The sequence below is a fragment of the Providencia sp. JUb39 genome, assembly GCF_012272845.1.
GTDB lineage: Bacteria > Pseudomonadota > Gammaproteobacteria > Enterobacterales > Enterobacteriaceae > Providencia > Providencia lanzhouensis.
The window spans coordinates 383,698-407,542 of record NZ_JAAWXD020000001.1; the positions used below are offsets into that span (position 1 = coordinate 383,698).

Sequence of the window (23,845 nt, forward strand, 5' to 3'; positions counted from 1 at the left end):
TATGTTAGCTTAGCAAAAAGGTGATTCAGATAATCATGTGCTAATTTAGCTTGCTCATATCTATTCAGCAAATTCTTGCGCAAATCGATGAGCAGATTAACAGCATAAATTAAATCAAGGATGTGAAGATGAGCGCAGAAAATAATGAAATGCCTCCTGTACCAAAACCTAAGCCTGAATTAAATGGCATCGGTGGATGGTTGATTCTCCCATTACTTGGGGTGATTTTTTCGGCACTATTTATGCCATTTAGACTTTGGCATCATAATCAAGAAGTGATTGAATATTGGAGTGAATTGACGTCACCGGGTTCAGACTATTTCATACCGCTATTCAAAGAAGTGATATATTTTGAAATGGTTGGTAACGCGATTATTTACGGTACAGTCTTGTATCTTTGTTATCTCTTTTTCACTAAGAAAAAATTAATTATTAAGGTGTATGCCTTTTTTCAAATTTTTTCATTGTCTGTGATGGTTTTTGATTTGGTGCTTGCCAATCAATTGTTAGACCTCGAAATAGATTCCAATGATATTCGTGAATTGATACGAGGATTATTTGGTTGCTTTGTCTGGGTGCCTTACTTTTTTGTCTCTGTGCGTGTTCGTAATACTTTTATTAATTAGTGAACCCCAATGACCGTGGAGCCTGCTAATGATTTACTGTAAACGAGTCTATGACCCTTGTAGTCCTCAGGATGGCTATCGCATCTTGGTGGATAGGCTGTGGCCTCGAGGGATCAAAAAGGTGGATTTGCAGTGTGATGAATGGAACAAAGCGGTTGCGCCCTCCAATGAATTGCGCAAATGGTTTCATCAACATACTGACCAGTTTGAGCAGTTTGTGACGAAATATCAGCAAGAACTTCAGCAAAATGATGAGTGGTGTGCTGTATTTACGAAGGCGCAACAAGGAGATATCACGTTGTTATATAGCGCCAAAGATACGCAACATAATCAGGCGTTGGTTCTGAAAGCATTTATCGAAGAAAAACTCAAAGAGCGTAAAGAATAAAAAGGTTATTACTATGGATGTGAATTTATCATCTAATCCCGAATCATTGCCCGCGGCTCAAATACCTGTGCAGAGTCATGCTAAGCCTCAAAAATCCCTCCAAGGGATTGGTGGGTGGCTTATTCTACCTCTGTTAGGTCAACTGTATATGCTGGGGAATTTGATCAAAATGATGGTGAATGATATTGCTGAGGTTCAAGGTGCTTGGTCGTTGGCAACGAACCCAGCATCGGACTTTTATATGTCAGGGTTTGCCTCTGGTTTTTATGCTGTGCAGCTCAGCCTTGGAGTAATTATCGCATTAATGGTAGGTTCGTTCATTGCGGTGGTTAAAAAGAAGTCTATGGTTAAGTGGCTGTTTATCATTACGATGATGCTTTATGTTGTGGTAATTGGCGCCTCGCGCATCGCTTTTCCCGTCGCGTTTCACCTCGAAATCGACTATAGCTACATTACTAGCTTTTTTAATGGCAGTTTTTATTGCTTGATTTGGGTTCCTTATTTTCTGGTTTCTGCCCGCGTTAAAAATACCTTTGTGAATTAAATAAAGGGCTGCGAAGCACAGCCCGCACAGTTAACTATCTAACCTTTATTAACCACCTAGTTGTAAATCATGGGTAATATTGCACTGTTCCACGAATGCTTCATCGTGAGAAACCAATAATAGTGTCCCTTGGTAATCCCGTAATAGCCCTTCCAATAGCTGTTTTGAATCTAAATCTAAGTGATTGTCTGGCTCATCGAGCAGTAAAACAGCGGGAGGATAAGGGCTATGCGTCAGAGCTAGGAGCGTCGCCTTGAGCTGCTCACCACCACTGAGCTGGCACAATGGTAGTAACGATTTATCTCCTCGAATACGCAACATACCCAATTGAGTTCTCCACTGCTCTACGGAAATTGCTGGTTGATATTGATAGAGAGCTTCGGCAACTGGTAACGATTTATCCAAAAGATTCAGATGTTGGTCTAAATAGCAAAAAGCACCGCTAATGCGGGATTCCCCAGAAAGTGCCTGCAACTTATTTGCCAACACTTTCAATAAGGTGGATTTCCCCGAGCCATTGCGCCCTTGAATATGCCAATGCTCACCGCTATAGGCAGTGAACGAGAGTGGCGCAATTTGCCCATAAGGTAGCTTCAATTGGGAGACAAAAATGCGCATTTTCCCACCTTCGCTTTGGTAATTGAGTACCATTTTTTGAGGTTGAATATGGCTGACTTTGTCTTGATTTTGCTGATGTTGATGTTGTAATTCGCCTAATACTCGCTGGTGACGCTCTGCCACATTGGATTGTCTTTTTTCGGCTCTGTTTTTCTGCATATCGAGTAACAGTAAGGATTGAGAACCGCCATAGCGAATATTTTCGCCTTGCTTACGTCGTTGAGCGGCTTTTTGTAAGGTGGCTTGCTGCTGTTTTTTCTCTTGGCGGATCTGTTTTTCCAGTTGTTCACCTTCCGCTTCAATTGCATTGATAGCAAAAGTTTTCTGTTCATCATACAGGGTGTAATTTCCGCCGTACTCCACTAAGCCTTTATCGGTTAATTCAAAAATTGCGTCCATCTCTTCGAGAAGATGGCGGCTATGGCTGATGACTAAACAGCCGGCTTTGTGCTGACTGAGTTTTTCACTCAGCCATTGGCGCCCTTGCTGATCAAGATGGTTGTCGGGTTCGTCGAGCAAAAGAAAGTGGTCAGGATGTAAAAATGCACGACATAGCGCTAAGCGAGTGCGTTCACCGCCGCTCAGTTGTTCAATAGCGGCATCCATTGATACCGTTAGCTGCGCAGACGCTAACAGCGTTTCCCATGTTGCGGGTAGATGCCAATTATCTTCCGTTAGCTCGAAATCGGTCATGGTGCCGTGACCTTGTTCAATGCGCGAAAAAGCTTGCCAAAGTGCATCAATGCCTAGCGCTTGAGCAAGGGTGTCGCCCGTTAAGCGGTTGAGTTGATCCACATGAATTATCGGTAAATGCCAATCAACTTTGCCGTGAGTTGGAGTGAGTTGTCGGGCAAGTAATCGCATTAATACGGATTTTCCACGACCATTGTGACCAATCAGCGCATTTTTTTTGCTAAATAAGCTACCACTCAATGGCGGAAAGAGCGCGGATTGGTCGAACTCGATGGTTAATTGTGAAAAATGGCACGCGAGAGCTGGGTTAGCTATTGTCATAGAGACCTCCAAATAGAGGGGCAGACAATGTTACGCTATCTTTCGCACGATCATTTTTCGAAGCATTTTCTTTTAAAAAGCATATTTCGAAAAAGAAGCGATGAAAACTGTGTCTGCCAAGAACAGAAAAATAATGACCTTAAACAAGGCATTGTGGATATTTTCTGGCAGTACTTAGTTCATCGTCGGAAAGGCTCACTTTAGAAGGGGCAAAATTACGGGTGAATTATAAACAGGATTGCGAGGTGGAAGCAAGCATGGGTTGTATGAAAAGTAAACTTGCAGTAATCGACTTCTAAATCCATAATATTGTGTGTTATTGGTAATATTTTAACTTAAGACGCAATATGTTGGATTTAAGCTTGAGTAAACCGAGTGAAATTGTCAAAAAACTCTGTGAAAGATTACGTTTAGAGCGACTGACATTAAAAATGACGCAGGCAGATGTCGCGGAACGTGCGGGTGTGAGTGCGAATACAGTTTCAAACCTAGAGGCAGGGAGAAATGTTAGTTTTGAGAACATGATCCGTATTGCGATGGTGCTTGGGCGCAGTAAAGAGCTTGAAGGATTGTTTATGCCAAATTTAAACAGCATCGATGATATTGTTCGTTACGATGAAAGCAAAAACCGTCAGCGCGTGAAAAAGGATAAGTGAAATGCTGAAGCAAGTTGATGTTTATTATAATGGCTGGGGGGAGCATTGGCTGATGATGCGGATATCACAGCGCAAGAAGCGGATGAGACGATATCACGCCTATGCCATGTTGCTCGCAAATTTAGCGATATCGCAAATGAACATTATCCTAATAGAATTACGTCCACGACATTGAAACAGATCCAATCCAGAATTGATGACAACATCAAATTCTTAGAAAGATAATAAAGTAAAAGCGCCAGTCTGTGGGCACAGATAGGCGCTTTTGGTACAACAACGAGTTTTTTACGATTCTATCTTACTGCGTATCTCTTGCGAGATTATGCTGTCACAGCCACTTTAGTGTGCTCTGCAAGCCATTGTGCAATGTGCTGTTTCTCAGCGTCGTTCAGCCACATGCCCAATTTGGTACGACGCCAAATTGCATCGTCTAATTCTACAACCCACTCATTTTCGACTAAGTAGCGTAATTCGGCTTCATAGACGTTTGCGGCAAATGCTTCACCTAAATCAGACAGTGAGTTTGCATCTGCTAAAATCAACTTACTGTTGCTGCCGTAAGTTCTTGCATAACGCAGTGCTAAGCCTTCTGGGAGCCATGGGTAATGCTGGGTTAATACGCGTGCGTAACCATCGCGGTCACAGCCTTCGATATCGCCACCAGGTAACTGACCATTTTTAGTCCATGGACCGCTAGCGTTAGGGTAGTACGCCGCTAATTTACCCACAGCTGCTTCAGCCAGTTTACGGTAAGTCGTTAATTTACCACCGAAGACTGACAGTAATGGCGCTTTACCCTCTTCATCGTGAATATCTAAAGTGTAGTCACGAGTGATAGCTTGTGGAGAGTCTGACTCGTCATCACACAGAGGGCGAACACCAGAGTAATCCCACACAATATCTTGTTTAGTCAGCTGTTTTTTGAAGTGGTCGTTATACACTTTCAGCAGATAATTAACTTCGTTTTCGTCAATTTTCACATCTTTTGGATCCCCTTTGTACTCAACATCGGTGGTACCAATAATTGAGAATTCATCCATCCAAGGGATCACAAAGACGATTCGGTTATCTTCGTTTTGCAGGATATATGCTTGTGGTTCATCGTGAGCGCGTGGAACCACGATATGGCTGCCTTTGATCAGACGAATACCATAAGGGGATTTCAGTTTTAAGCCGTCATCGAAGAACTCTTTAACCCAAGGTCCTGTTGCATTGACCAGACCTTTAGCTTTCCAAGTATGAGTTTCGCCAGTACGTAAGTCTTGAGCTTCAACTACCCAAAGACCATCTTCACGGTATGCGCGAGTCACTTTTGTACGAGTGCGCACTTCACCGTTTTTACGTACCACTTCTTGAGCGTTCAATACCACTAAACGCGCATCATCAACCCAACAATCTGAGTATTCGAAACCTTTGGTTAGTTCAGGTTTTAACACAGAATTCTGGTTGAATTTTAAGCTCTTGCTGCTTGGCAGACTAACGCGTTTACCTAAATGGTCGTACAGGAACAGGCCGATACGGATCATCCAAGCTGGGCGTAAGTGAGGCTGATGAGGTAGACGGAAGCGCATTGGGAATGCGATGTGCGGAGCCAGTCGTAATAAGACTTCACGCTCTGCAAGTGCTTCACTCACCAGTCTAAATTCATAATGTTCGAGGTAGCGTAAACCACCGTGGATTAGTTTCGAACTTGCAGATGAAGTTGCACTCGCTAAGTCTTGAGATTCAAGCAGCAGTACAGATAATCCACGCCCAGCGGCATCAGCCGCAATTCCAGCGCCGTTGATTCCGCCGCCAATTACAATCAAGTCTTTCGTTTCCATGCATCCCCCTGAGATGTTCGAACCATTTTCTATAATGTTCGTTTTCGCTCATTTGATTGTAATCAAATTTTGTACGTCTGCCAACCTGTAATCCATAAAAATAACAAGCGCGTGATGCTAATAACATTTTGTGTATAAATTTAATCTGTTTAATAAGTTGGCAATATGACAAAGGGATGACAACAGAATGAAAATAAAGGGAAAAATAAGAATTGATGGTAGGCAAGCTACCATCATTGGGAGGTTAAAGCCGGGGGGCTAGCAGAGCTCTAATTGAACGTTATGCTGTTCGATAACCTTTAGGATACTGGCAGGAGGCGCTTGGGTGGTAAACAAGGTATTGATTAGGTTCATATTGCCTAAATTTACCATCGCATTTCGACCAAATTTGGAGTGGTCGGTAACCAACATGACATGACGAGAATTTTCGATAATCGCGCGCTTGGTGCGCACTTCATGATAATCAAACTCAAGCAATGAGCCGTCCATATCAATCCCGCTGATCCCCAGGATGCCGTAATCCAGCCTAAACTGAGAGATAAAGTCGAGGGTCGCTTCACCGACAATTCCGCCATCGCGAGAACGAACTTCACCGCCTGCAAGGATCAAACGAAAATCCTCTTTTGCCATGAGCAATGTTGCGACGTTCAGGTTGTTGGTCACTACTCGCAGGTTTTTATGATTAACCAATGCGTGAGCGACAGCCTCAGGGGTTGTGCCAATATCAATAAATAGGGTCGCGCCGTCAGGAATTTGGCTTGCCACACGTTGAGCAATACGCGCTTTTTCTTCAGACCACATAGTTTTGCGGTCATTATAGGCAGTATTGACGGAACTCGAAGGCAAGGCTGCGCCACCATGGTGTCGTAGGATTTTATTTTGTTCAGCAAGATCATTGAGGTCTCGGCGAATGGTCTGAGGGCTAACCTCAAACTGTTCGACAAGTTCTTCAGTACTGACATATCCCTGAAGACGCACAAGTTCAACAATTGCATCATGTCTCTGGGTTTGTTTCACTGCATTAGCCTCTAATTATAAAATGTTCTATTTGGAACCTTGGTGTTTAAAACTGAGCCTATTATCCCATATTCCCATCAATAATCCGATAATTAACCCTGAAGTATGTGCGGCATTAGCAATGTCCATACCAAGCAAGTCAAAGTAACCGAAAAATAACCAGATAATCGAGAATACCATGAGCCCGCGAGGGATGCCGATACCGATTTCTGGGCGACGTTCGCCAGTGAGCCAAACATAGCTAACCAGTGCATAAACGACACCCGATAAGCCGCCGAAGTTATTTTCACTGAATAGGGATTGACCCCAGTTACTGAATAATGCGGAGACTAATAAAATGGTGAACAGTTTTCCTGTGCCCATTTTTTTCTCAACTTGCCCGGCAAGAAACCACCAGAGCGCAAGGTTGAAACCGATGTGCGAAATAGAAAAGTGAACGAACGCTGGGCTTATCCAACGCCACAATTCACTTTGCTGATCACCAATAGGCCAACCTAGATAGTATAGAACGACACGGGGATCTGTCAGGGTGACCCAAAGATAGACCGCGATAGACAGCAAAATAACGGCGATAGTTAATGGGCCTGATTGCTGTTTTAAATAACTGAATGTCAGATAGTTTCGATACTGAAATTGGGCATCTGTGCGACCCGTTTGCCAGCTGGCTTCGAGGTAACGAGGATCATTAGGGTTACGCAAAAAGGTTTCTAACTCTTGGCGTACTTGCTCAGTATGCTGCTCATCGGCGAGCCAAAGTTCATAATGTTGTTGGTCGTTGGAAGGATGGAGTTGTAGTTGGATATTTTGTCCTGCCATATAATCGACAAACGCTTGAGCCATCCGTGGGTTTTCAAAAGAGATAATGTGGATCATAAATACGTTGTCTCGTTTAGAGCGCCGTTATGGCTTGTGGGTATTCCCGTGACCATGCCTCAAATCCGCCATTAATACTATATACAGATTCAAAACCAATATTAATTAAGTATTGCGCCGCGCCTTGGCTGCTGTGACCGTGGTAGCACATCACCATAATCGTTTGTTCGTAATCTGTTTTTTCGACAAACGGGTGAAGTGATTCATTGGTTAAGTGGTAAGCGCCTGTCGCGTGACCAGCACGAAAACTTTGGGGATCGCGAACATCGACAAGGATAGCAGTGCCATCTAACCAGTGCTGATAAGCTTGTTCGGGTGTTAGTGTCTCAAAATGGTCCATAAAATACCGGAAAATTAGGGGAAATGTCATGAAAGAGCATCCACAGGAGTGCTGAGGATGCTCCAATACTCAGTAGAAAATGCGTGTGAGCAGAATCTATTAGTAGAAAGAGTGCTCGCCGCGTTGGTGCTCAGTCAGGTCTTTAACACCTTTTAATTCACCTTCGAACATTTTCAGTAATTCTTTTTCGATACCTTCTTTCAGCGTCACATCGACCATGGAACAACCATTACAGCCGCCGCCGAATTGCAGGATAGCAAAACCATCTTCGGTGATTTCCATTAAGGAAACACGACCGCCATGGCTCGCTAGTTGTGGGTTAATTTGTGATTGTAAAACGTATTCAACACGCTCAATTAATGGCGCATCTTCAGACACTTTACGCATTTTCGCGTTCGGTGCTTTTAAGGTTAACTGAGAGCCTAATTGGTCTGTGACGAAATCAATCTCAGCATCTTCTAAGAATGGAGCGCTAATTTCATCAACATAAGCAGAGAGTTTTTCAAACTTCAGCTCTTTATCGGTGGCTTCTACGGCACCAGGAGGGCAATAAGAAACACCACACTCAGCGGTTGGTGTGCCTGGGTTAATGACAAATACTCGAATTTGGGTTCCTGACTCTTGGCTTTCCAATAACTTGGAGAAGTGAGTCTGTGCTGCTTCTGTAATATTAATCATAATCTCTTGCTCAATAATAGTTGACTGCTTTAGTTGGTTATAATACGCCCATTTACACCCATCCTACAAGGTGCGACAGAGTGACCACGCGTCAACAGTATGCGCTCCCGCACAAATCAACAATTGAGCGGCGGCATGCATGGTTGAGCCAGTTGTAATCACATCATCAATAATAGCTATGTGTAGACCTGAAACCGAAGTTTCAAGGGTAAATGCCTCTTTTAGGTTATTGCGGCGCTGCTTACGTGTTAATGAAACTTGCGCCAGTGTATCACGAGAGCGCAATAATGAATTTTGCGAATAGGCAATATTTAACCATGTGGTTAAATTACCACCAATTAATGCCATGTGATCAAATCCTCGACGCCAACATCGTCGAGGGTGGGGAGGTATGGATATCAATAAGTCGGGTTTTTTCCATTGCTGTTGGCGATATCCATTCAGCCAATAAAGTAAAAATATCCGCGTCAGGGGGATAGCTAACTGGGGTTGATAACGAAATTTATATTGATGGATAAGCTGGCGTAATGGCGCTTGATATGGCGTTACGGTAATCAACCTTTGCCAAGGCGGTGGCTGTACAAGGCAGCGCCCGCAAGGAAATTGGTGATATTCACAAGGAAGAGCGCATTGTGGACAAACCTTCGGCATTGGCGGTAAGTTTTTGATACAAAAGCTGCATATTCCTTGCTGGGGAATTTTTAATAACTGCCGGCATAGCCAACAGACCCCTTCCATTGCTAGCATAGGCGAGTCCTAGATTGAAAAATCAGAATGAAAATAACATTGAAGAGAGTGTAACCATGGCGACGTTATATTGGCAGACAGTGGGTGAAGGAAAACAAGATATTGTGTTACTGCACGGATGGGGACTGAATGCCGAAGTCTGGCAAACAATTATTCCTCGACTGGCTTCGCAATTTCGCATCCATTTAGTTGATTTACCAGGTTATGGACGTAGTCACGATTTCACTCCGATGACCATTCAATCAATGGCCAATGTGGTATGGGAACAAGCGCCTAAAAATGCGATTTGGCTGGGGTGGTCTTTAGGTGGGTTAGTAGCAAGCCGTATCGCGCTTGATCACCCTAATGAGGTAAAAGCCTTAATCACCGTGGCATCTTCCCCTTGCTTTGGGGCTCATGATGAGTGGCAAGGTATCAAGCCTGAAGTCTTACTTAATTTTGAGCATATGCTGGCTGAAAATTTCCAGCGTACCGTTGAGCGTTTTCTGGCACTGCAAACATTGGGAACTGAAAGCGCCCGTGAGGATGCGCGTACATTGAAATCTGTGGTATTGGCGTTGCCAATGCCATCGGTTGAAGCCTTGAATATGGGGCTGGAATCTTTACGTACTGAAGATTTACGAGAGGAACTCACCCATTTACAGGTGCCTTTCTTACGCGTTTATGGTTATTTAGATGGCTTGGTCCCGCGTAAAATCGCAGGGAAATTAGATGAGTTGTATCCCAATTCATTATCCTTTGTGATGCGCAATAGCGCTCATGCGCCGTTTATTTCTCATCCCGATGAGTTTTGTGAAACATTGGTTCAATTTGCGAAATCATTGAACTAAATCAGTGCATTAGAAGCTGATTCGCTGAGATGAAAACGACTATTTAATCTTATAGACAAAATGTGAGCAATCGTGACTCTCGGGGCATCCTTTACAACTGGTACCCGTAAGGCACGCGCTCACATCGACTTTTTCAATTTTCCCCATACTGACCAGCTTTTCAGCCATCGCATTCACCAGTGCAGCAGGGGCGTTTAGTTGAGAACTCAGAAGCGCAATGTCAGCTTGCCCATATAATGCAATTAAATCTCGGACTTGCAGCAAGCTGACCATCGTATTTTCCTTAGTGGCAACTGTTGTTTGAACAACCGGAACACTGTTGTGCTGTTTTGGATTTAATATTAAACGTCACACGGCTGCGTATACGGCGTAGAGCAGTGATCAGCACAATATTAAACAGCAGCACCGCGCTAATTATGACCAAGCTGCTTTGTGGATGTTCGCTAAATGTGGCTGTTTGATAGAACAGTGCTGCTAGGCTATAAGCCACGTTTAATCCCCACAGAATAGAGAATGTCATCCAGCTTTTGTTGGTTTCACGGGCGATTGCTCCCATTACTGACACACAAGGCACATACAGCAGCACAAAGATTAGGTAACTATAAGCGGCGATATCTGAACCAAATTTCGCTGCCATGGTACCCATGGAGCCTGTTGCCATCTCGGCATCACCCATACTCGCTTCGATTGGGTTGGATAATGCGCTGATGGAGAATGTCTCTTTTAAGCTATCCCACGTATCCGTGACTGCCGCACCTAACTCATCGAGCAGGTCAAACGATTCGGCATCGAAAGGTTCGCTGGTGATTGCTTCGGCGGTGTACAGGGTATTTAAAGTCCCAACTACCACTTCTTTAGCCATTGCACCAGTGATCAAACCGACAGTCGCTTGCCAGTTATCATTGTGTACGCCGATAGGCTGTAATACTGGGGTGATCACTTTACTGACGGAAGCCAGTGCAGAGTCATTAATGTTGTCCACAGGCTTGCCGGATAACGAAAAGCTATTTAGCGCACCGATAAAAATACTCGCTACCACAATGACTTTACCCGCACGGATCACAAAGCCTTTTAAACGCTGCCAAGTTTGGATAAGCAATGTTTTTGCATGAGGTACATGGTAGACCGGCAGTTCCATCACAAACGGGGACGCTTCACCGCGCATCAAAGTATGTTTCAGTAGCAGGCCTGTTAGAATTGCCACGACAATACCGAGAATGTAGAGGGAGAACACGACGCTTGCGCCGTTTTTACCAAAGAATGCCGCTGCAAATACTGCGAAGATAGCTAAGCGAGCACCGCAGGACATAAACGGTGCCATAAGTACGGTGATCAAGCGTTCACGAGGTGCATCTAAGGTTCTTGCTCCCATGATAGAAGGTACGTTACAACCGAAGCCAACAATTAATGGAACAAAAGATTTACCCGGTAAACCAAGAGATTGCATCAGTCTATCCATAACGAAAGCTGCCCGAGCCATATAGCCTGAGTCTTCCAAGATAGATAAGAACAGATACATCATACCGATTTGTGGCACCAGAGGCAGAACGGTATTGATACCACCGCCAACACCTTGAGCAAGGAAAACGGTCAACCAATCAGGGAAGTTTGCAGTTGCTCCAATCCATTGAATACCATGAATAAAGATAGCTTCAGAGGCTCCTTCAAAGAACGGTTGTAAAGCACCACCGATATTGATCGCAAGGACGAACATTAGATACATCACGAACAAGAAAATTGGCACACCAAGCCAGCGGTTCAAGATAAATTTATCCAGCGCTTGAGTGAGTTTATTCGGCTCAGCGGCACTGTTATTAATCGCGGCGTCACAAATTGAGGCAATGGATTGATAGCGAGCGTCCGCAATAAGCAACTCGGGTTCTTCTTGCAAGGTATCTTTAAGTCTAAGGCGAGTTTCAGCAAATACTTGCTCAGAGATATCAGCTCGTTGGCGGCTATAAATATCGCCTTCTAAAATCTGGAGAGCTAACCAACGGCGCTGCTGCTGACTAAATTGCTGAGCAGAAATTTGCTCTGAAAGCATATCCACTGTTTGTAACAGTTGTGGCGGATATTGCACTAGGGCTTGTTGGTTGTTTTGAGGATGGCTATCAATCGCTTGTTTGAGCTGTTCAAGGCCAGTTGCACGGGTAGAGACCATTGGGATAACAGGGCAACCGAGCTGCTTTTCGAGCTGTTTAACATCGATATCGATATGTTGGCTTTTGGCAATATCCAGCATGTTCAGTGCGACGATACAGGGAACACCTAGCTCAACAAGCTGCAATGTCAGATATAAATTACGCTCGAGGTTTGAGGCATCCACCACGTTGATCAACATGTCGGCTTCGCCACTTAAAATAAAGTAGCAGGCGATTTGCTCATCGAGGGAGGTTTGCTCTGAGATAGTTGTAAGGGAATAAGTACCTGGTAAATCAACAAGTTCAATCTTGTGTTCAGGTGTGTGGAAGCGTCCAACTTTACGTTCGACGGTCACTCCTGCCCAGTTACCGACGCGCTGACGTGACCCTGTTAACTGGTTAAACAAGGTTGTTTTACCTGCGTTAGGGTTGCCAATAAGGCCGATAGTTAATGGTTTCATAGTGTATGCCAGTCGTGAAAATGAAAATCTTTATTGGAATTAATCCAAAAATAATTAGTTCGCTTGAGCTTCATCTAAGTTAATCAGAGCTAAATCTTTTTTGCGTAATACTAAGCTGACGCGATGAGTTTCAATTTGCACGGGATCACCAAACGGCGCTACGCGCACAACTTTGAACACTGAGCCTGGAAGCAGACCGAGGGAAAGTAATTTTTGGCGATAGGCCGGACTTATCTCTGGTGAAAAGCCAAGTATTTTATAACTGCATTGAGGAAGTATGGACATAGTACCTTCCAATTACGGTTTATTCTGTTGATTTAACATGAAAACTGCGATGTTAAATTACAGAGAGTGTTATTAAGAATAATATTGATAATAATTATTATAAAAGTGGTTATCTTTAAAAGAAATAGAATGGAAGATAAAATTAAATCTAATTAACAATGAGAATCATAATCATCTACCATGGTTATATTTAGCCTCTTTTTCGGGCAATATTAAATGATGTGGATCAAAAAGGGATTTAGTTGGCGGAGTTTTTTAAACCGAAAAGGCAGATGTTAGTATTGTTAATTAATATAATTAAATAAGACAAAATGCAGATAATAAATTGAATTAGTTATTTAATTTATTTCTATAAGAAAAATGGAATATGTTTAAATTAAGTACTGAGAGATGATTAAATGCATTTTAATAAATGCCCTTACCGATGAAACAGCAAGGGCATCATATCTTAGCGCTTTTTACCAAAAGCAGCAGCCAGTGCATCACTCATCGCACTGTTGCTAGACGCAGAGCTAGATGATGAATTTCCTCGCGCATTCCCTCGTGAAGCAGGGGCTTTGCGGGTATTTCTATCTTGCGCTGGAGCCGCACTGCGAGGTGCGCTGCTACCTTCACCCGCTTGTTCATCTAAGCGCATAGTGAGCGCAATACGCTTACGAGCAATATCCACATCCAGCACTTTGACTTTCACAATGTCACCCGTTTTGACGACTTTGTGAGGATCTTCAACATAGCTGTTTGAAAGGGAAGAAATATGCACTAGGCCATCTTGATGAACACCAATATCCACAAATGCCCCGAAATTAGTGACGTTAGTCACTGCACCTTCTAAGATCATTCCCGGTGTTAAGTCATTCATCGTTTCGACGCCGTCAGCAAAGGTTGCCGTTTTAAACTCAGGGCGTGGGTCTCGGCCCGGTTTTTCCAGCTCTTTGATGATGTCTGTGACGGTAGGAACCCCAAACTGTTCGGTGGTAAATTCACGTGGGCTTAAGCCATTTAATACCTGTGAATTGCCCATGATCTCTTTGAGTGGCTGACGTACAGCTTCAAGGATTTTTTCAACGATTGGGTAGGCTTCTGGGTGAACCGTTGAGGCATCCAGTGGGTTATCCCCATTGGTGATACGCAAGAAACCAGCACACTGCTCAAAGGCTTTCGGCCCTAAGCGAGCAACCTTGAGTAACTGTTTTCTGTCATTGAATTGGCCATTCGCATCACGCCAATCAACAACATTTTGCGCGATCATTTTGCTCAGTCCTGCAACACGGGTGAGGAGAGCAACAGAAGCGGTGTTCAAATCGACGCCGACGGAGTTTACGCAATCTTCAACAACCGCATCTAACTTACGGGCTAACTGAGTTTGGCTGACATCATGCTGATATTGGCCGACACCAATAGATTTCGGATCGATTTTGACCAGTTCAGCCAGCGGGTCTTGTAAGCGACGAGCAATAGAAACCGCGCCACGTAGAGATACGTCTAAATCAGGGAATTCTAATGCTGCCAGCTCAGAAGCGGAATAAACAGAGGCGCCTGCTTCACTGACAATGACTTTTTGCGCCGTGACGTCAGGGAATTGTTTTTGTACTTCAGCAAAGAAGCGTTCGGTTTCTCGTGATGCAGTTCCGTTACCAATCGCGACCAGCTCAACGTGGTATTTCTGGCATAATGCGGCAACGATAGCAGCCGCTTTGGCAGCTTGGCCTGTGTGCGGGTAAATGGTATCTGTCGCCATGACTTTACCCGTCGCATCAACGACCGCCACTTTGACACCTGTACGTAAACCCGGATCGAGACCCATCGTGGCACGCATACCCGCAGGAGCTGCCATCAATAAGTCACTGAGGTTACGGGCGAATACGTTAATTGCTTCTTCTTCCGCTTTCTCGCGCAGGGCGCTCATGATTTCGGTTTCTAGGTGCAGTAACACTTTGACTCGCCACGTCCAGCTGATGACGGCTTTACGCCATTGGTCAGCAGGGGCATTGTTCAAACGAACATCTAAATGGCGAGTAATAATTTCTTCGCAATAACTTTCTTTTGGCGGCTCTTCAAATTGAGGGTCACAGTTGAGGGATAATTGCAAAACACCTTCATTACGACCACGGAACATGGCCAAAGCGCGGTGTGAAGGAACTTGAGCAACCGGTTCATGGTGATCAAAATAGTCGCTAAATTTTACGCCTTCAGTCTGTTTGCCATCAGCAACAACAGAAACAATGTGCGCATTCTTCCAAATATAGTCGCGAACTTTCGCTAATAAGGTAGCATCTTCGGCGAAACGCTCCATTAAAATGTAGCGAGCACCATCTAAAGCGGCTTTGGTATCCGCAACGCCTTTATCTGCGTCAACATAGCTTTGTGCAAGTGTATCCGGTGACTGGCTTGGATCGTTCCACAGCGTATCCGCTAAGGGTTCTAAGCCCGCTTCGATAGCAATTTGCCCACGAGTACGGCGCTTTGGTTTGTAAGGGAGGTAAAGATCTTCGAGTTCGGTTTTATTCAGCGTTGTACTGATAGCAGAAGCGAGTTCTGGAGTAAGCTTACCTTGTTCATCAATGGATTTTAGAATGGTTTGCTTACGGTCGTTTAACTCTCTCAAATACCCTAAACGGCTCTCTAGCTGACGTAGCTGAGTGTCATCCAATCCCCCCGTAACCTCTTTACGGTAGCGGGCGATAAATGGGACGGTATTGCCTTCATCCAATAATGTAATGGCTGAAAACACCTGTTTCGGTTGGGCTTGTAGTTCGGCCGCAATAATTTGGCTTAGAGTTTCATTCATGTCGTGTTTAAATACCTACTCAAAGAACAGTGAAAATAGACTGCACAGTTATACTTGCTGGTAGACAGAATTGCCAGACAGAATTTTTGTCTAGTGGTAGGCAAGTCGCAGATTATATTTTATAAAATATTATAATTATCCGATTTATATACCTTTAATGAGATGAATAAGAGCCTTTTAATTACCCGTGAAGGATGGGACGCTTTAGACAAAGAACTTAAATATCTTTGGAAAGAAGAGCGCCCTCGAGTGACACAGTCTGTCTCTGAAGCCGCAGCCCAGGGGGATCGTTCTGAAAACGCAGAATATATTTACGGTAAAAAGCGGCTGCGGGAAATAGATCGTCGTATTCGTTTTCTATCCAAAAGATTGGATCAGCTTAGAATTGTTGAACCTGATCCTCGACAAGAGGGGCGTGTGTTTTTTGGCGCATGGGTTAAGCTTGAAGATGATAATGAAAATATCAGAATTTTCCGGTTAGTGGGGGCTGATGAATTTGATCCTGCTAAGCAGTGGATTTCTATCGATTCACCAGTGGCTCGCGCATTAATTGGCAAGCAGGTTGATGATGAAGTGGTCGTTACAACACCTGGCGGAAAAGTCACGTATTTTGTGCTAGAGATTAGCTATAAACCATTAATCAGTTAACGAGTAAAATGATTCATTAAAGTTAGTGTTAATGGTAAATTAATGGCATGAATATTATTTTTGTTACTTTCATCAGCAGAATAATTCTAAAATTCCACACTTTGGGGGCTATAAATGCAGGAAAGTTATAAAGTTCTCGTCGTCGATGATGATATGCGTTTACGTGCTCTGCTTGAACGTTACCTCACCGAGCAGGGTTTTCAGGTAAGAAGTGCAGCGAATGCTGAACAGATGGACAGGATCCTAACACGGGAATCTATTCATTTAATCGTATTGGACTTGATGCTTCCTGGGGAAGATGGCTTATCTATTTGCCGTCGTTTACGTAGTCAAAATAACCCAATTCCAATCATTATGGTTACCGCGAAAGGCGAAGAAGTTGACCGTATTGTGGGCTTAGAAATTGGTGCGGATGACTATATCCCTAAACCGTTTAACCCTCGTGAACTGTTAGCGCGTATTCGTGCGGTGCTGCGTCGCCAAGCGAACGAGTTACCGGGGGCTCCATCGCAAGATGATGCCGTCATCACGTTTGGTAAATTTAAATTGAACCTCGGAACCCGTGAAATGTTCCAAGGCGAAGAAAATATGCCATTAACCAGTGGTGAGTTTGCGGTGTTGAAAGTATTAGTTTCTTATCCACGCGAACCATTATCTCGTGACAAGCTGATGAGTTTGGCTCGAGGTCGTGAATACAGTGCGATGGAACGTTCTATCGACGTTCAAATTTCACGTTTACGCCGTATGATTGAAGAAGATCCTGCGCACCCACGTTACATTCAAACCGTTTGGGGCTTAGGATACGTATTTGTTCCAGATGGAAGTAAAGCATGAAGCGACTGAGGTTCTCACGACGTAGTACATTTTCTCGCTCGTTATTTTTGTTTGTCGCGCTCCTGTTCGCAAGCCTTGTGACCAGCTACATGGTTGTATTGAATTTTGTTGTGATGCCAAGCTTACAGCAGTTCAATAAAGTGCTTGCCTATGAAGTACGTACATTGATGACAGAGAAAATGGTTCTACAAGATGGAACCTCAGTGCGAGTTTCCCCCGCATTACGTAAAAAAATCTACAATGAGCTCGGTATTACCTTTTACGCCCATTCAGCGGCGATGGAAGAGGGATTAAACTGGGCAAAAGAGTATGATTTTCTAAGTGAAAACATGTCGGAATACTTGGGTGGCAAGGCCAGCGTGCATCTGGAACTTGGACGTGAGTATCCGATATTGTGGTTAACATCCTACCTAGCACCAGATATTTGGGTGCGCGTTCCGCTCACCGAAATCGGCCAAAATCAGTTTTCTCAAGTTTTCCGCTATACACTCACAGTCTTCCTCACGATTTTTGCGGGGGTTTGGCTCTATATTCGCTATCAAAACAAGCCATTATTAGAGCTGGAATATCACGCGGGTGAGGTCGGTAAGGGGCATGTTATGCCGCCGATGCAAGAGAAAGGTGCCACAGAGGTTCGCGCGGCTATTCGCTCGTTCAACCATATGGCGGCAGGGATAAAATCCCTCGAAAATGACCGCACTGTATTAATGGCAGGGGTCAGCCATGACCTTCGAACGCCACTGACGCGAATTCGTCTCGCGACGGAAATGATGGGACCAGAAGATGGCTATCTCGCTGAGTCTATCAACAAAGATATTGAAGAGTGCGACGCAATCATCGGTCAATTCATGTCTTACCTGAAAACAGGGCAAGAGATGGATATGGAGTTCTGCGACCTTAACGCTATCCTCAACGAAGCTGTTGTTGCTGAAACCAACGTCGTGGGAGAAATTGAAACCAATTTAGTCCCAGGACCAGTGATGTTCAACGGTAACCATCTTGCTATCAAACGCGCGATTACCAACATGATAGTTAACGCTTATCGCTACGGAAATGGCTGGATCAAAGTCAGCAGTGGTAAAAATGAAGATTATGTTTGGTTCCAAGTTGAAGATGATGGCGCAGGGATCAAAGAAGAAGACATTCAACGCCTATTCCAGCCGTTCGTACAGGGTGAAAAAGCCCGTAGCAACAAAGGTACAGGGCTGGGACTCGCGATAATTCGCAGAATTATAGATGCTCACGAAGGGAATATTGAGATCCATAAAAGTGAGCGCGGCGGGTTTGCTATTAGAGCCTTGCTCCCTCTCAAAGAACGCGAAGACTAAATATCTCGTCGTATTTCGCGTTGTAGCGTTGTTGGCTGCGCTCGTTAACCCTAGTCACATACTTGTGTATGCTCCCAGGGCTTAACTCGTTTGCCGCCTAGCTACAACACGAACTACTTAGAGATATGCTCTGTAGAAAGATAAAAGATAAAAGATAAAAGATAAAAGATAAAAGATAAAAGATAAAAGATAAAAGATAAAAGATAGAAATAACAAAAGAGAAAAGAGAAATAAATTTTTTCATTTATGACAATATGTCATATTCCACACGTTAAGCTGTCACATTCGCTGTTCTTATATAGTTTGTTGAAAAATAAGTAAATAATCATTTTTGTACCATTCTGCTACACTTAATCATGTCGATAAAATCCGCAAATGTCATAAAACTGTCATAAAGCTGACATATTGCCGTAACTCAATTGTCCTATTTTCCCTACCGTGACATACACCCAATAATTTAATACTTGATTATTTCTTACATCCCCGGAGGGATTATGAAAATGATGCGTACCACACTAGCAAGCGTAATGGCAGCAACCTTATCTCTGACTGCAATGTCTTCTTTTGCTGCTACCAGCCTGACCGGAGCTGGCGCGACATTCCCTGCTCCTGTTTATGCGAAGTGGGCAGATACTTATCAGAAAGAAACAGGTAATAAAATTAACTATCAGGGGATTGGTTCTTCTGGTGGTGTAAAACAAATTAATGCAAAAACAGTTGATTTCGGTGCGTCTGATGCGCCATTGACTGATGAAAAACTCAAAGAAGACGGCTTATTCCAATTCCCAACCGTGATTGGTGGTGTGGTTTTAGCGGTAAACGTTAAAGGCATCGAATCTAATCAACTGGTTCTTGATGGTAAAACTCTGGGCGACATCTACTTAGGTAAAATTGCAAAATGGAATGACCCAGCCATCGCAAAACTGAATCCAAACGTAAAATTACCTGACCAAAACATCGCTGTAGTTCGCCGCTCTGATGGTTCTGGTACCACATTCGTTTTCACAAGCTACTTAGCCAAAGTTAGCTCAAACTGGAAAGATGAAGTGGGTGCAGGTTCAACGGTTAACTGGCCGAAAAACAGCGTAGGCGGTAAAGGTAACGACGGCGTTGCAGCCTTTGTTCAACGTCTGCCAGGCTCTATCGGTTATGTAGAATATGCTTACGCAAAACAGAATAATCTTGCGTATACTAAGCTGGTTTCTGCAGATGGTCAGCCAGTTTCACCAACAGGTGAAAGCTTCAGCGCAGCAGCGAAAAAAGTGGATTGGTCTAAATCATTTGCACAAGACCTGACTAACCGTGAAGGCGCTAACGCATGGCCAATTACTTCTACCACATTCATCTTAGTTCACAAGCAACAAGCGGATGCTGAGAAAGGTAAAGCGGTTCTTGATTTCTTCAACTGGGCTTACGACAAAGGCGGTAAACAAGCAGAAGCATTAGATTACGCTGTGTTACCTCAAGAAGTTGTGACCGCAGTACGTGCAGCATGGAAAACAGAAGTAAAAGATAGCCAAGGTAAAGCACTGTTCTAAGTGCCCCTCGGGTTGGAAAAGGGTAAGCGGGTGCTGGGGAATAGCTCCCGCTTATTCACCGTAGTAACGTAAGTCCTACTGAAAAGTAGGCATGGAATGAGAACAAAGCGCATGGCCGAAAAAATAACGGCATTCAAAGCCCCTAGTAAATCGGGCGACGTGATTTTTAGTGCATTAGTCAAAATAGCAGCGCTAATCACTCTCCTCATGCTTGGTGGCATTATTATTTCCCTGATTTTCGCATCTTGGCCAAGTATGCAGAAATTCGGGTTTTCGTTTTTGTGGAATAAAGAGTGGGATGCGCCAGCAGAGCAGTTTGGTGCATTAGTGCCTATCTACGGCACCATCGTTACATCATTAATCGCTCTGATCATCGCCGTACCAGTGAGTTTTGGTATCGCATTATTCTTAACAGAGCTAGCGCCTAACTGGTTAAAACGCCCATTAGGTATTGCGATTGAGCTTCTCGCTGCAATCCCAAGTATTGTTTATGGTATGTGGGGACTGTTTGTCTTCGCTCCGTTATTTGCAGAATACTTCCAAGAACCAGTTGGTAATGTCATGTCGAGCATTCCAATTGTTGGTGAACTGTTCACCGGGCCTGCGTTTGGTATTGGTATTCTTGCGGCGGGTATTATCCTTGCCATTATGATCATTCCTTACATCGCCTCGGTAATGCGCGATGTATTTGAACAAACTCCTGTGATGATGAAAGAGTCAGCCTATGGAATTGGTTGTACTACATGGGAAGTGATTTGGAATATCGTTCTGCCTTATACCCGTAATGGGGTGATTGGTGGGGTGATGCTGGGGCTCGGTCGTGCACTGGGAGAAACCATGGCGGTCACCTTCGTCATCGGTAACACTTACCAGCTCGATAGCCCTTCACTGTTTATGCCGGGTAACAGTATTACCTCTGCGCTGGCGAACGAATTTGCTGAAGCGGAAAGTGGTTTACACACCGCAGCGCTGATGGAACTTGGCTTAATTCTGTTTGTGATTACCTTCATCGTTCTGGCGATTTCCAAGCTGATGGTAATGCGCCTTGCTAAGAATGAGGGACGCTAATATGTCAATTTCTGAACCTGTTGTAGTGAATCAAAAAGAGCGTGCACGCCGCCAAGCATGGCGCCGTCAAGTCAACAGAATGGCATTATTAGTCTCCATGCTGACGATGGCATTTGGACTGTTCTGGTTAGTGTGGATTTTATTCTCCACGGTAACCAAAGGGATTGATGGTATGTCCCTCAATCTGTTTACTGAAATGACACCGCCGCCAAACACTGAAGGCGGTGGTTTGGCGAACGCCATTGTGGGAAGTGGATTGCTTATCTTGTGGGCGACCGTTATCGGAACACCATTAGGGATTTTAGCGGGTATCTACTTAGCGGAATATGGTCGCAAATCGTGGTTAGCTTCGGTGACGCGTTTTATTAACGACATTCTGTTATCTGCGCCTTCAATTGTGGTTGGTCTGTTTGTTTACACCATTGTGGTGGCTCAAATGCAGCATTTCTCGGGTTGGGCGGGTGTAATTGCACTGGCATTACTGCAAATCCCAATTGTTATCCGTACCACTGAGAACATGTTGAAGCTCGTGCCTGATAGCCTGCGTGAAGCGGCATATGCACTGGGCACACCAAAATGGAAAATGATTTTATCCATTACATTAAAAGCATCTGTATCTGGGATTATTACCGGTATTTTGCTGGCTATCGCGCGTATTGCGGGGGAAACCGCACCGCTGCTGTTCACGTCACTGTCGAACCAATTCTGGAGTACCGACATGAATGAGCCAATTGCTAACTTACCAGTGACTATCTTCAAATTTGCAATGAGTCCGTTCTCTGAATGGCAGCAATTAGCATGGGCAGGGGTTCTCCTAATCACCTTATGTGTCCTGTTAATCAATATCATTGCCCGTGTTGTGTTTGCACAGAAAAAATACTAATCCCAGACGAATAAAAGAATTGATAGAGAGAAGTAGCCATGATTAATGCAAACGATATTGCAAACAGTAAAATTAAAGTTCGTGACCTTAACTTCTACTATGGAAAGTTTCACGCGCTGAAGAATATCTCTTTAGACATTGAAAAGAACAAAGTGACTGCGTTTATCGGCCCATCCGGTTGTGGTAAATCCACACTGCTGCGTACCTTCAACAAAATGTACGAACTGTATGGTGAGCAACGCGCAGAAGGCGAAATTTTACTGGATGGTCAAAACATCCTGACTGACAAACAAGACATCGCTTTATTACGTGCGAAGGTCGGTATGGTGTTCCAAAAACCAACGCCATTCCCGATGTCTATCTACGACAATATCGCGTTCGGTGTTCGTTTGTTTGAAAAGCTGTCCCGCGTCGAAATGGACGAGCGTGTGCAGTGGGCGCTAACAAAAGCAGCACTGTGGAATGAAACCAAAGATAAACTTCACCAAAGCGGCTATAGCCTCTCTGGTGGTCAGCAACAGCGTCTGTGTATTGCGCGTGGTATCGCCATTCGCCCAGAAGTTCTGTTACTCGATGAGCCATGTTCTGCTCTGGACCCAATTTCAACGGGGCGTATCGAAGAGCTGATCAGCGAATTGAAATCAGAATATACCGTGGTGATTGTTACTCACAACATGCAACAAGCGGCGCGCTGCTCTGATTACACGGCATTTATGTACTTGGGTGAGTTGGTGGAATTTAATAACACTGACAAGATGTTTACCACCCCAGAAATGAAACAAACTGAAGATTATATTACTGGCCGCTACGGTTGATATGGAGCCGACGATGGATACGCTGAACCACAACAAACATATATCAGGGCAGTTCAACGCTGAACTGGAACATATCCATACTGAGTTGATGACCATGGGAGGGCTAGTTGAAGAGCAGCTCACCAAGGCTATCACTGCGATGCATAATCAGGATGAAGCCCTAGCGCGAGAAGTGATTGCCAATGACCATAAAGTCAACATGATGGAAGTGGCAATCGATGAAGAGTGCGTCAAAATCATCGCCAAGCGCCAGCCAACCGCGAGCGACTTGCGTTTGATTATGGCAATCTCAAAAACCATCGCCGAACTGGAACGAATCGGTGACGTTGCGGATAAAATCTGCCAAACCGCACTGGAAAAATTCTCTCAGCAGCACCAGCCATTGTTGGTGAGCTTGGAGTCATTAGGTCGCCATACCGTGCAAATGCTGCATGACGTGCTAGATGCTTTTGCGCGAATGGACTTGGAAGAAGCTATCCGTATTTATCGTGAAGATGAAAAGGTAGACCAAGAGTACGAAGGGATTGTCCGTCAGTTAATGACGTATATGATGGAAGACCCGCGTACCATTCCAAGTGTTTTAACTGCGCTGTTCTGTGCTCGCTCCATTGAGCGTATCGGTGACCGTTGCCAGAATATTTGTGAATTTATTTTCTACTATGTTAAAGGGCAAGATTTCCGCCATGTAGGTGGAGACAGTCTTGAAAAAATGCTGACTAGCTCGAAAGACAGCAACAAAGAGTAACTGTTAAACCACTGGGGTGCTGGCCACCTCAGTGTTCATCTTCTTCATTTTCTTCTTGCTCGATAAGAGTCTTAATCTGCAACATTTTAGGGGTCGCTCCGATGGATTTTCGCCCCTTTTTTTATGTCTATTCATATTCCAAATTGATATAAATATA

Annotated in this window: 25 protein-coding genes; 14 read left to right on the forward strand and 11 right to left on the reverse strand. The window is 44.2% G+C overall.

Annotated features, from left to right (window positions below; all coding sequences use genetic code 11):
- Window positions 1-128 precede the first annotated feature (128 nt).
- Genes HFU86_RS01680 through HFU86_RS01690 form a run of 3 tightly spaced genes read left to right on the forward strand, consistent with a single transcriptional unit; the run spans window position 129 to window position 1,558 of the window.
- A complete protein-coding gene (locus HFU86_RS01680; protein WP_187128608.1) occupies window positions 129-626 on the forward strand; it encodes a DUF2569 domain-containing protein in 498 nt (165 codons plus the stop codon).
- A gap of 28 nt (window positions 627-654) precedes the next feature.
- The gene (locus HFU86_RS01685; RefSeq protein WP_036948410.1) at window positions 655-1,014 is read left to right on the forward strand and encodes a DUF488 domain-containing protein; all 360 of its coding nucleotides are present in this window, start codon (window positions 655-657) and stop codon (window positions 1,012-1,014) included.
- Between the two features lie 13 nt (window positions 1,015-1,027).
- On the forward strand, window positions 1,028-1,558 hold the full coding sequence (locus HFU86_RS01690) for a DUF2569 family protein (RefSeq protein WP_132496879.1): 531 nt from the start codon (window positions 1,028-1,030) through the stop codon (window positions 1,556-1,558).
- 48 nt (window positions 1,559-1,606) lie between these two features.
- Here HFU86_RS01690 and HFU86_RS01695 read toward each other — a convergent pair whose 3' ends face one another.
- Window positions 1,607-3,190, reverse strand: a complete 1,584-nt coding sequence (locus HFU86_RS01695) for an ATP-binding cassette domain-containing protein (protein ID WP_187128609.1) — start codon at window positions 3,188-3,190, stop codon at window positions 1,607-1,609.
- Between the two features lie 347 nt (window positions 3,191-3,537).
- Between HFU86_RS01695 and HFU86_RS01700 the strand changes: the two genes are divergently transcribed.
- A complete protein-coding gene (locus tag HFU86_RS01700) occupies window positions 3,538-3,846 on the forward strand; it encodes a helix-turn-helix transcriptional regulator (RefSeq protein ID WP_036948418.1) in 309 nt (102 codons plus the stop codon).
- A gap of 45 nt (window positions 3,847-3,891) precedes the next feature.
- Window positions 3,892-4,071 (forward strand): serine/threonine-protein kinase HipA, encoded by a 180-nt coding sequence (locus tag HFU86_RS01705; protein ID WP_132496881.1) that lies wholly within the window; start codon window positions 3,892-3,894, stop codon window positions 4,069-4,071.
- 95 nt (window positions 4,072-4,166) lie between these two features.
- Here the strand turns inward: HFU86_RS01705 and glpD are convergent, their stop codons facing one another.
- The 6 genes from glpD to HFU86_RS01735 form a co-directional block, all read right to left on the reverse strand.
- Window positions 4,167-5,669, reverse strand: coding sequence for a glycerol-3-phosphate dehydrogenase (glpD, locus tag HFU86_RS01710; protein ID WP_132496882.1), 1,503 nt, complete (start codon window positions 5,667-5,669; stop codon window positions 4,167-4,169).
- A 258-nt stretch (window positions 5,670-5,927) separates the two neighbouring features.
- Window positions 5,928-6,686 (reverse strand): DeoR/GlpR family transcriptional regulator, encoded by a 759-nt coding sequence (locus HFU86_RS01715; RefSeq protein WP_036948423.1) that lies wholly within the window; start codon window positions 6,684-6,686, stop codon window positions 5,928-5,930.
- A gap of 27 nt (window positions 6,687-6,713) precedes the next feature.
- Window positions 6,714-7,559 carry a rhomboid family intramembrane serine protease GlpG gene (glpG, locus tag HFU86_RS01720; RefSeq protein WP_154599868.1) on the reverse strand — a complete coding sequence of 282 codons (846 nt, stop codon included), beginning with the start codon at window positions 7,557-7,559 and terminating at the stop codon, window positions 6,714-6,716.
- A gap of 16 nt (window positions 7,560-7,575) precedes the next feature.
- Window positions 7,576-7,899 (reverse strand): thiosulfate sulfurtransferase GlpE, encoded by a 324-nt coding sequence (gene glpE, locus HFU86_RS01725; protein ID WP_036948430.1) that lies wholly within the window; start codon window positions 7,897-7,899, stop codon window positions 7,576-7,578.
- A 99-nt stretch (window positions 7,900-7,998) separates the two neighbouring features.
- Window positions 7,999-8,577 carry a Fe-S biogenesis protein NfuA gene (gene nfuA, locus HFU86_RS01730; RefSeq protein ID WP_036948432.1) on the reverse strand — a complete coding sequence of 193 codons (579 nt, stop codon included), beginning with the start codon at window positions 8,575-8,577 and terminating at the stop codon, window positions 7,999-8,001.
- A 63-nt stretch (window positions 8,578-8,640) separates the two neighbouring features.
- On the reverse strand, window positions 8,641-9,324 hold the full coding sequence (locus tag HFU86_RS01735) for a phosphoribosyltransferase family protein (RefSeq protein WP_132496884.1): 684 nt from the start codon (window positions 9,322-9,324) through the stop codon (window positions 8,641-8,643).
- Between the two features lie 56 nt (window positions 9,325-9,380).
- On the opposite strand from HFU86_RS01735, the gene bioH reads away from it, so the two are divergent.
- Window positions 9,381-10,154: a pimeloyl-ACP methyl ester esterase BioH gene (gene bioH, locus HFU86_RS01740; RefSeq protein WP_187129807.1), complete on the forward strand. Its 774-nt coding sequence runs from the start codon at window positions 9,381-9,383 to the stop codon at window positions 10,152-10,154.
- Between the two features lie 39 nt (window positions 10,155-10,193).
- Here the strand turns inward: bioH and HFU86_RS01745 are convergent, their stop codons facing one another.
- The 4 genes from HFU86_RS01745 to HFU86_RS01760 all read right to left on the reverse strand — a co-directional run bounded on the left by HFU86_RS01745 (window position 10,194) and on the right by HFU86_RS01760 (window position 15,829).
- The gene (locus tag HFU86_RS01745; protein ID WP_132496885.1) at window positions 10,194-10,427 is read right to left on the reverse strand and encodes a FeoC-like transcriptional regulator; all 234 of its coding nucleotides are present in this window, start codon (window positions 10,425-10,427) and stop codon (window positions 10,194-10,196) included.
- Between the two features lie 10 nt (window positions 10,428-10,437).
- Window positions 10,438-12,756 (reverse strand): Fe(2+) transporter permease subunit FeoB, encoded by a 2,319-nt coding sequence (feoB, locus tag HFU86_RS01750; RefSeq protein WP_132496886.1) that lies wholly within the window; start codon window positions 12,754-12,756, stop codon window positions 10,438-10,440.
- 54 nt (window positions 12,757-12,810) lie between these two features.
- Complete coding sequence (gene feoA, locus HFU86_RS01755; protein ID WP_036948447.1) at window positions 12,811-13,041, reverse strand: ferrous iron transporter A; 231 nt, start codon at window positions 13,039-13,041, stop codon at window positions 12,811-12,813.
- Window positions 13,042-13,489: 448 nt separating this feature from the next.
- Window positions 13,490-15,829 carry a Tex family protein gene (locus HFU86_RS01760; RefSeq protein ID WP_187128610.1) on the reverse strand — a complete coding sequence of 780 codons (2,340 nt, stop codon included), beginning with the start codon at window positions 15,827-15,829 and terminating at the stop codon, window positions 13,490-13,492.
- A gap of 162 nt (window positions 15,830-15,991) precedes the next feature.
- Here HFU86_RS01760 and greB point away from each other — a divergent pair, with 162 nt between their 5' ends.
- The 8 genes from greB (at window position 15,992) to phoU (ending at window position 23,688) form a co-directional block, all read left to right on the forward strand.
- Window positions 15,992-16,477, forward strand: coding sequence for a transcription elongation factor GreB (greB, locus tag HFU86_RS01765; RefSeq protein WP_036948453.1), 486 nt, complete (start codon window positions 15,992-15,994; stop codon window positions 16,475-16,477).
- A 114-nt stretch (window positions 16,478-16,591) separates the two neighbouring features.
- Complete coding sequence (gene ompR, locus HFU86_RS01770) at window positions 16,592-17,311, forward strand: osmolarity response regulator transcription factor OmpR (protein ID WP_036948456.1); 720 nt, start codon at window positions 16,592-16,594, stop codon at window positions 17,309-17,311.
- Window positions 17,308-18,639, forward strand: a complete 1,332-nt coding sequence (envZ, locus tag HFU86_RS01775) for a two-component system sensor histidine kinase EnvZ (protein WP_036948459.1) — start codon at window positions 17,308-17,310, stop codon at window positions 18,637-18,639. Before ompR ends, envZ begins: the two co-directional genes overlap by 4 nt.
- Window positions 18,640-19,133: 494 nt before the next feature.
- On the forward strand, window positions 19,134-20,177 hold the full coding sequence (gene pstS, locus HFU86_RS01780) for a phosphate ABC transporter substrate-binding protein PstS (RefSeq protein ID WP_036948462.1): 1,044 nt from the start codon (window positions 19,134-19,136) through the stop codon (window positions 20,175-20,177).
- Window positions 20,178-20,288: 111 nt separating this feature from the next.
- On the forward strand, window positions 20,289-21,245 hold the full coding sequence (gene pstC, locus HFU86_RS01785; protein WP_036948465.1) for a phosphate ABC transporter permease PstC: 957 nt from the start codon (window positions 20,289-20,291) through the stop codon (window positions 21,243-21,245).
- A gap of 1 nt (window position 21,246) precedes the next feature.
- Window positions 21,247-22,128 (forward strand): phosphate ABC transporter permease PstA, encoded by an 882-nt coding sequence (gene pstA / locus HFU86_RS01790; protein ID WP_132496889.1) that lies wholly within the window; start codon window positions 21,247-21,249, stop codon window positions 22,126-22,128.
- A gap of 38 nt (window positions 22,129-22,166) precedes the next feature.
- Entirely contained in the window at window positions 22,167-22,943 is a 777-nt protein-coding gene (gene pstB / locus HFU86_RS01795; protein WP_036948470.1) for a phosphate ABC transporter ATP-binding protein PstB, read from the forward strand.
- Window positions 22,944-22,956: 13 nt separating this feature from the next.
- Window positions 22,957-23,688, forward strand: coding sequence for a phosphate signaling complex protein PhoU (gene phoU / locus HFU86_RS01800; RefSeq protein ID WP_006663093.1), 732 nt, complete (start codon window positions 22,957-22,959; stop codon window positions 23,686-23,688).
- Window positions 23,689-23,845 lie beyond the last annotated feature (157 nt).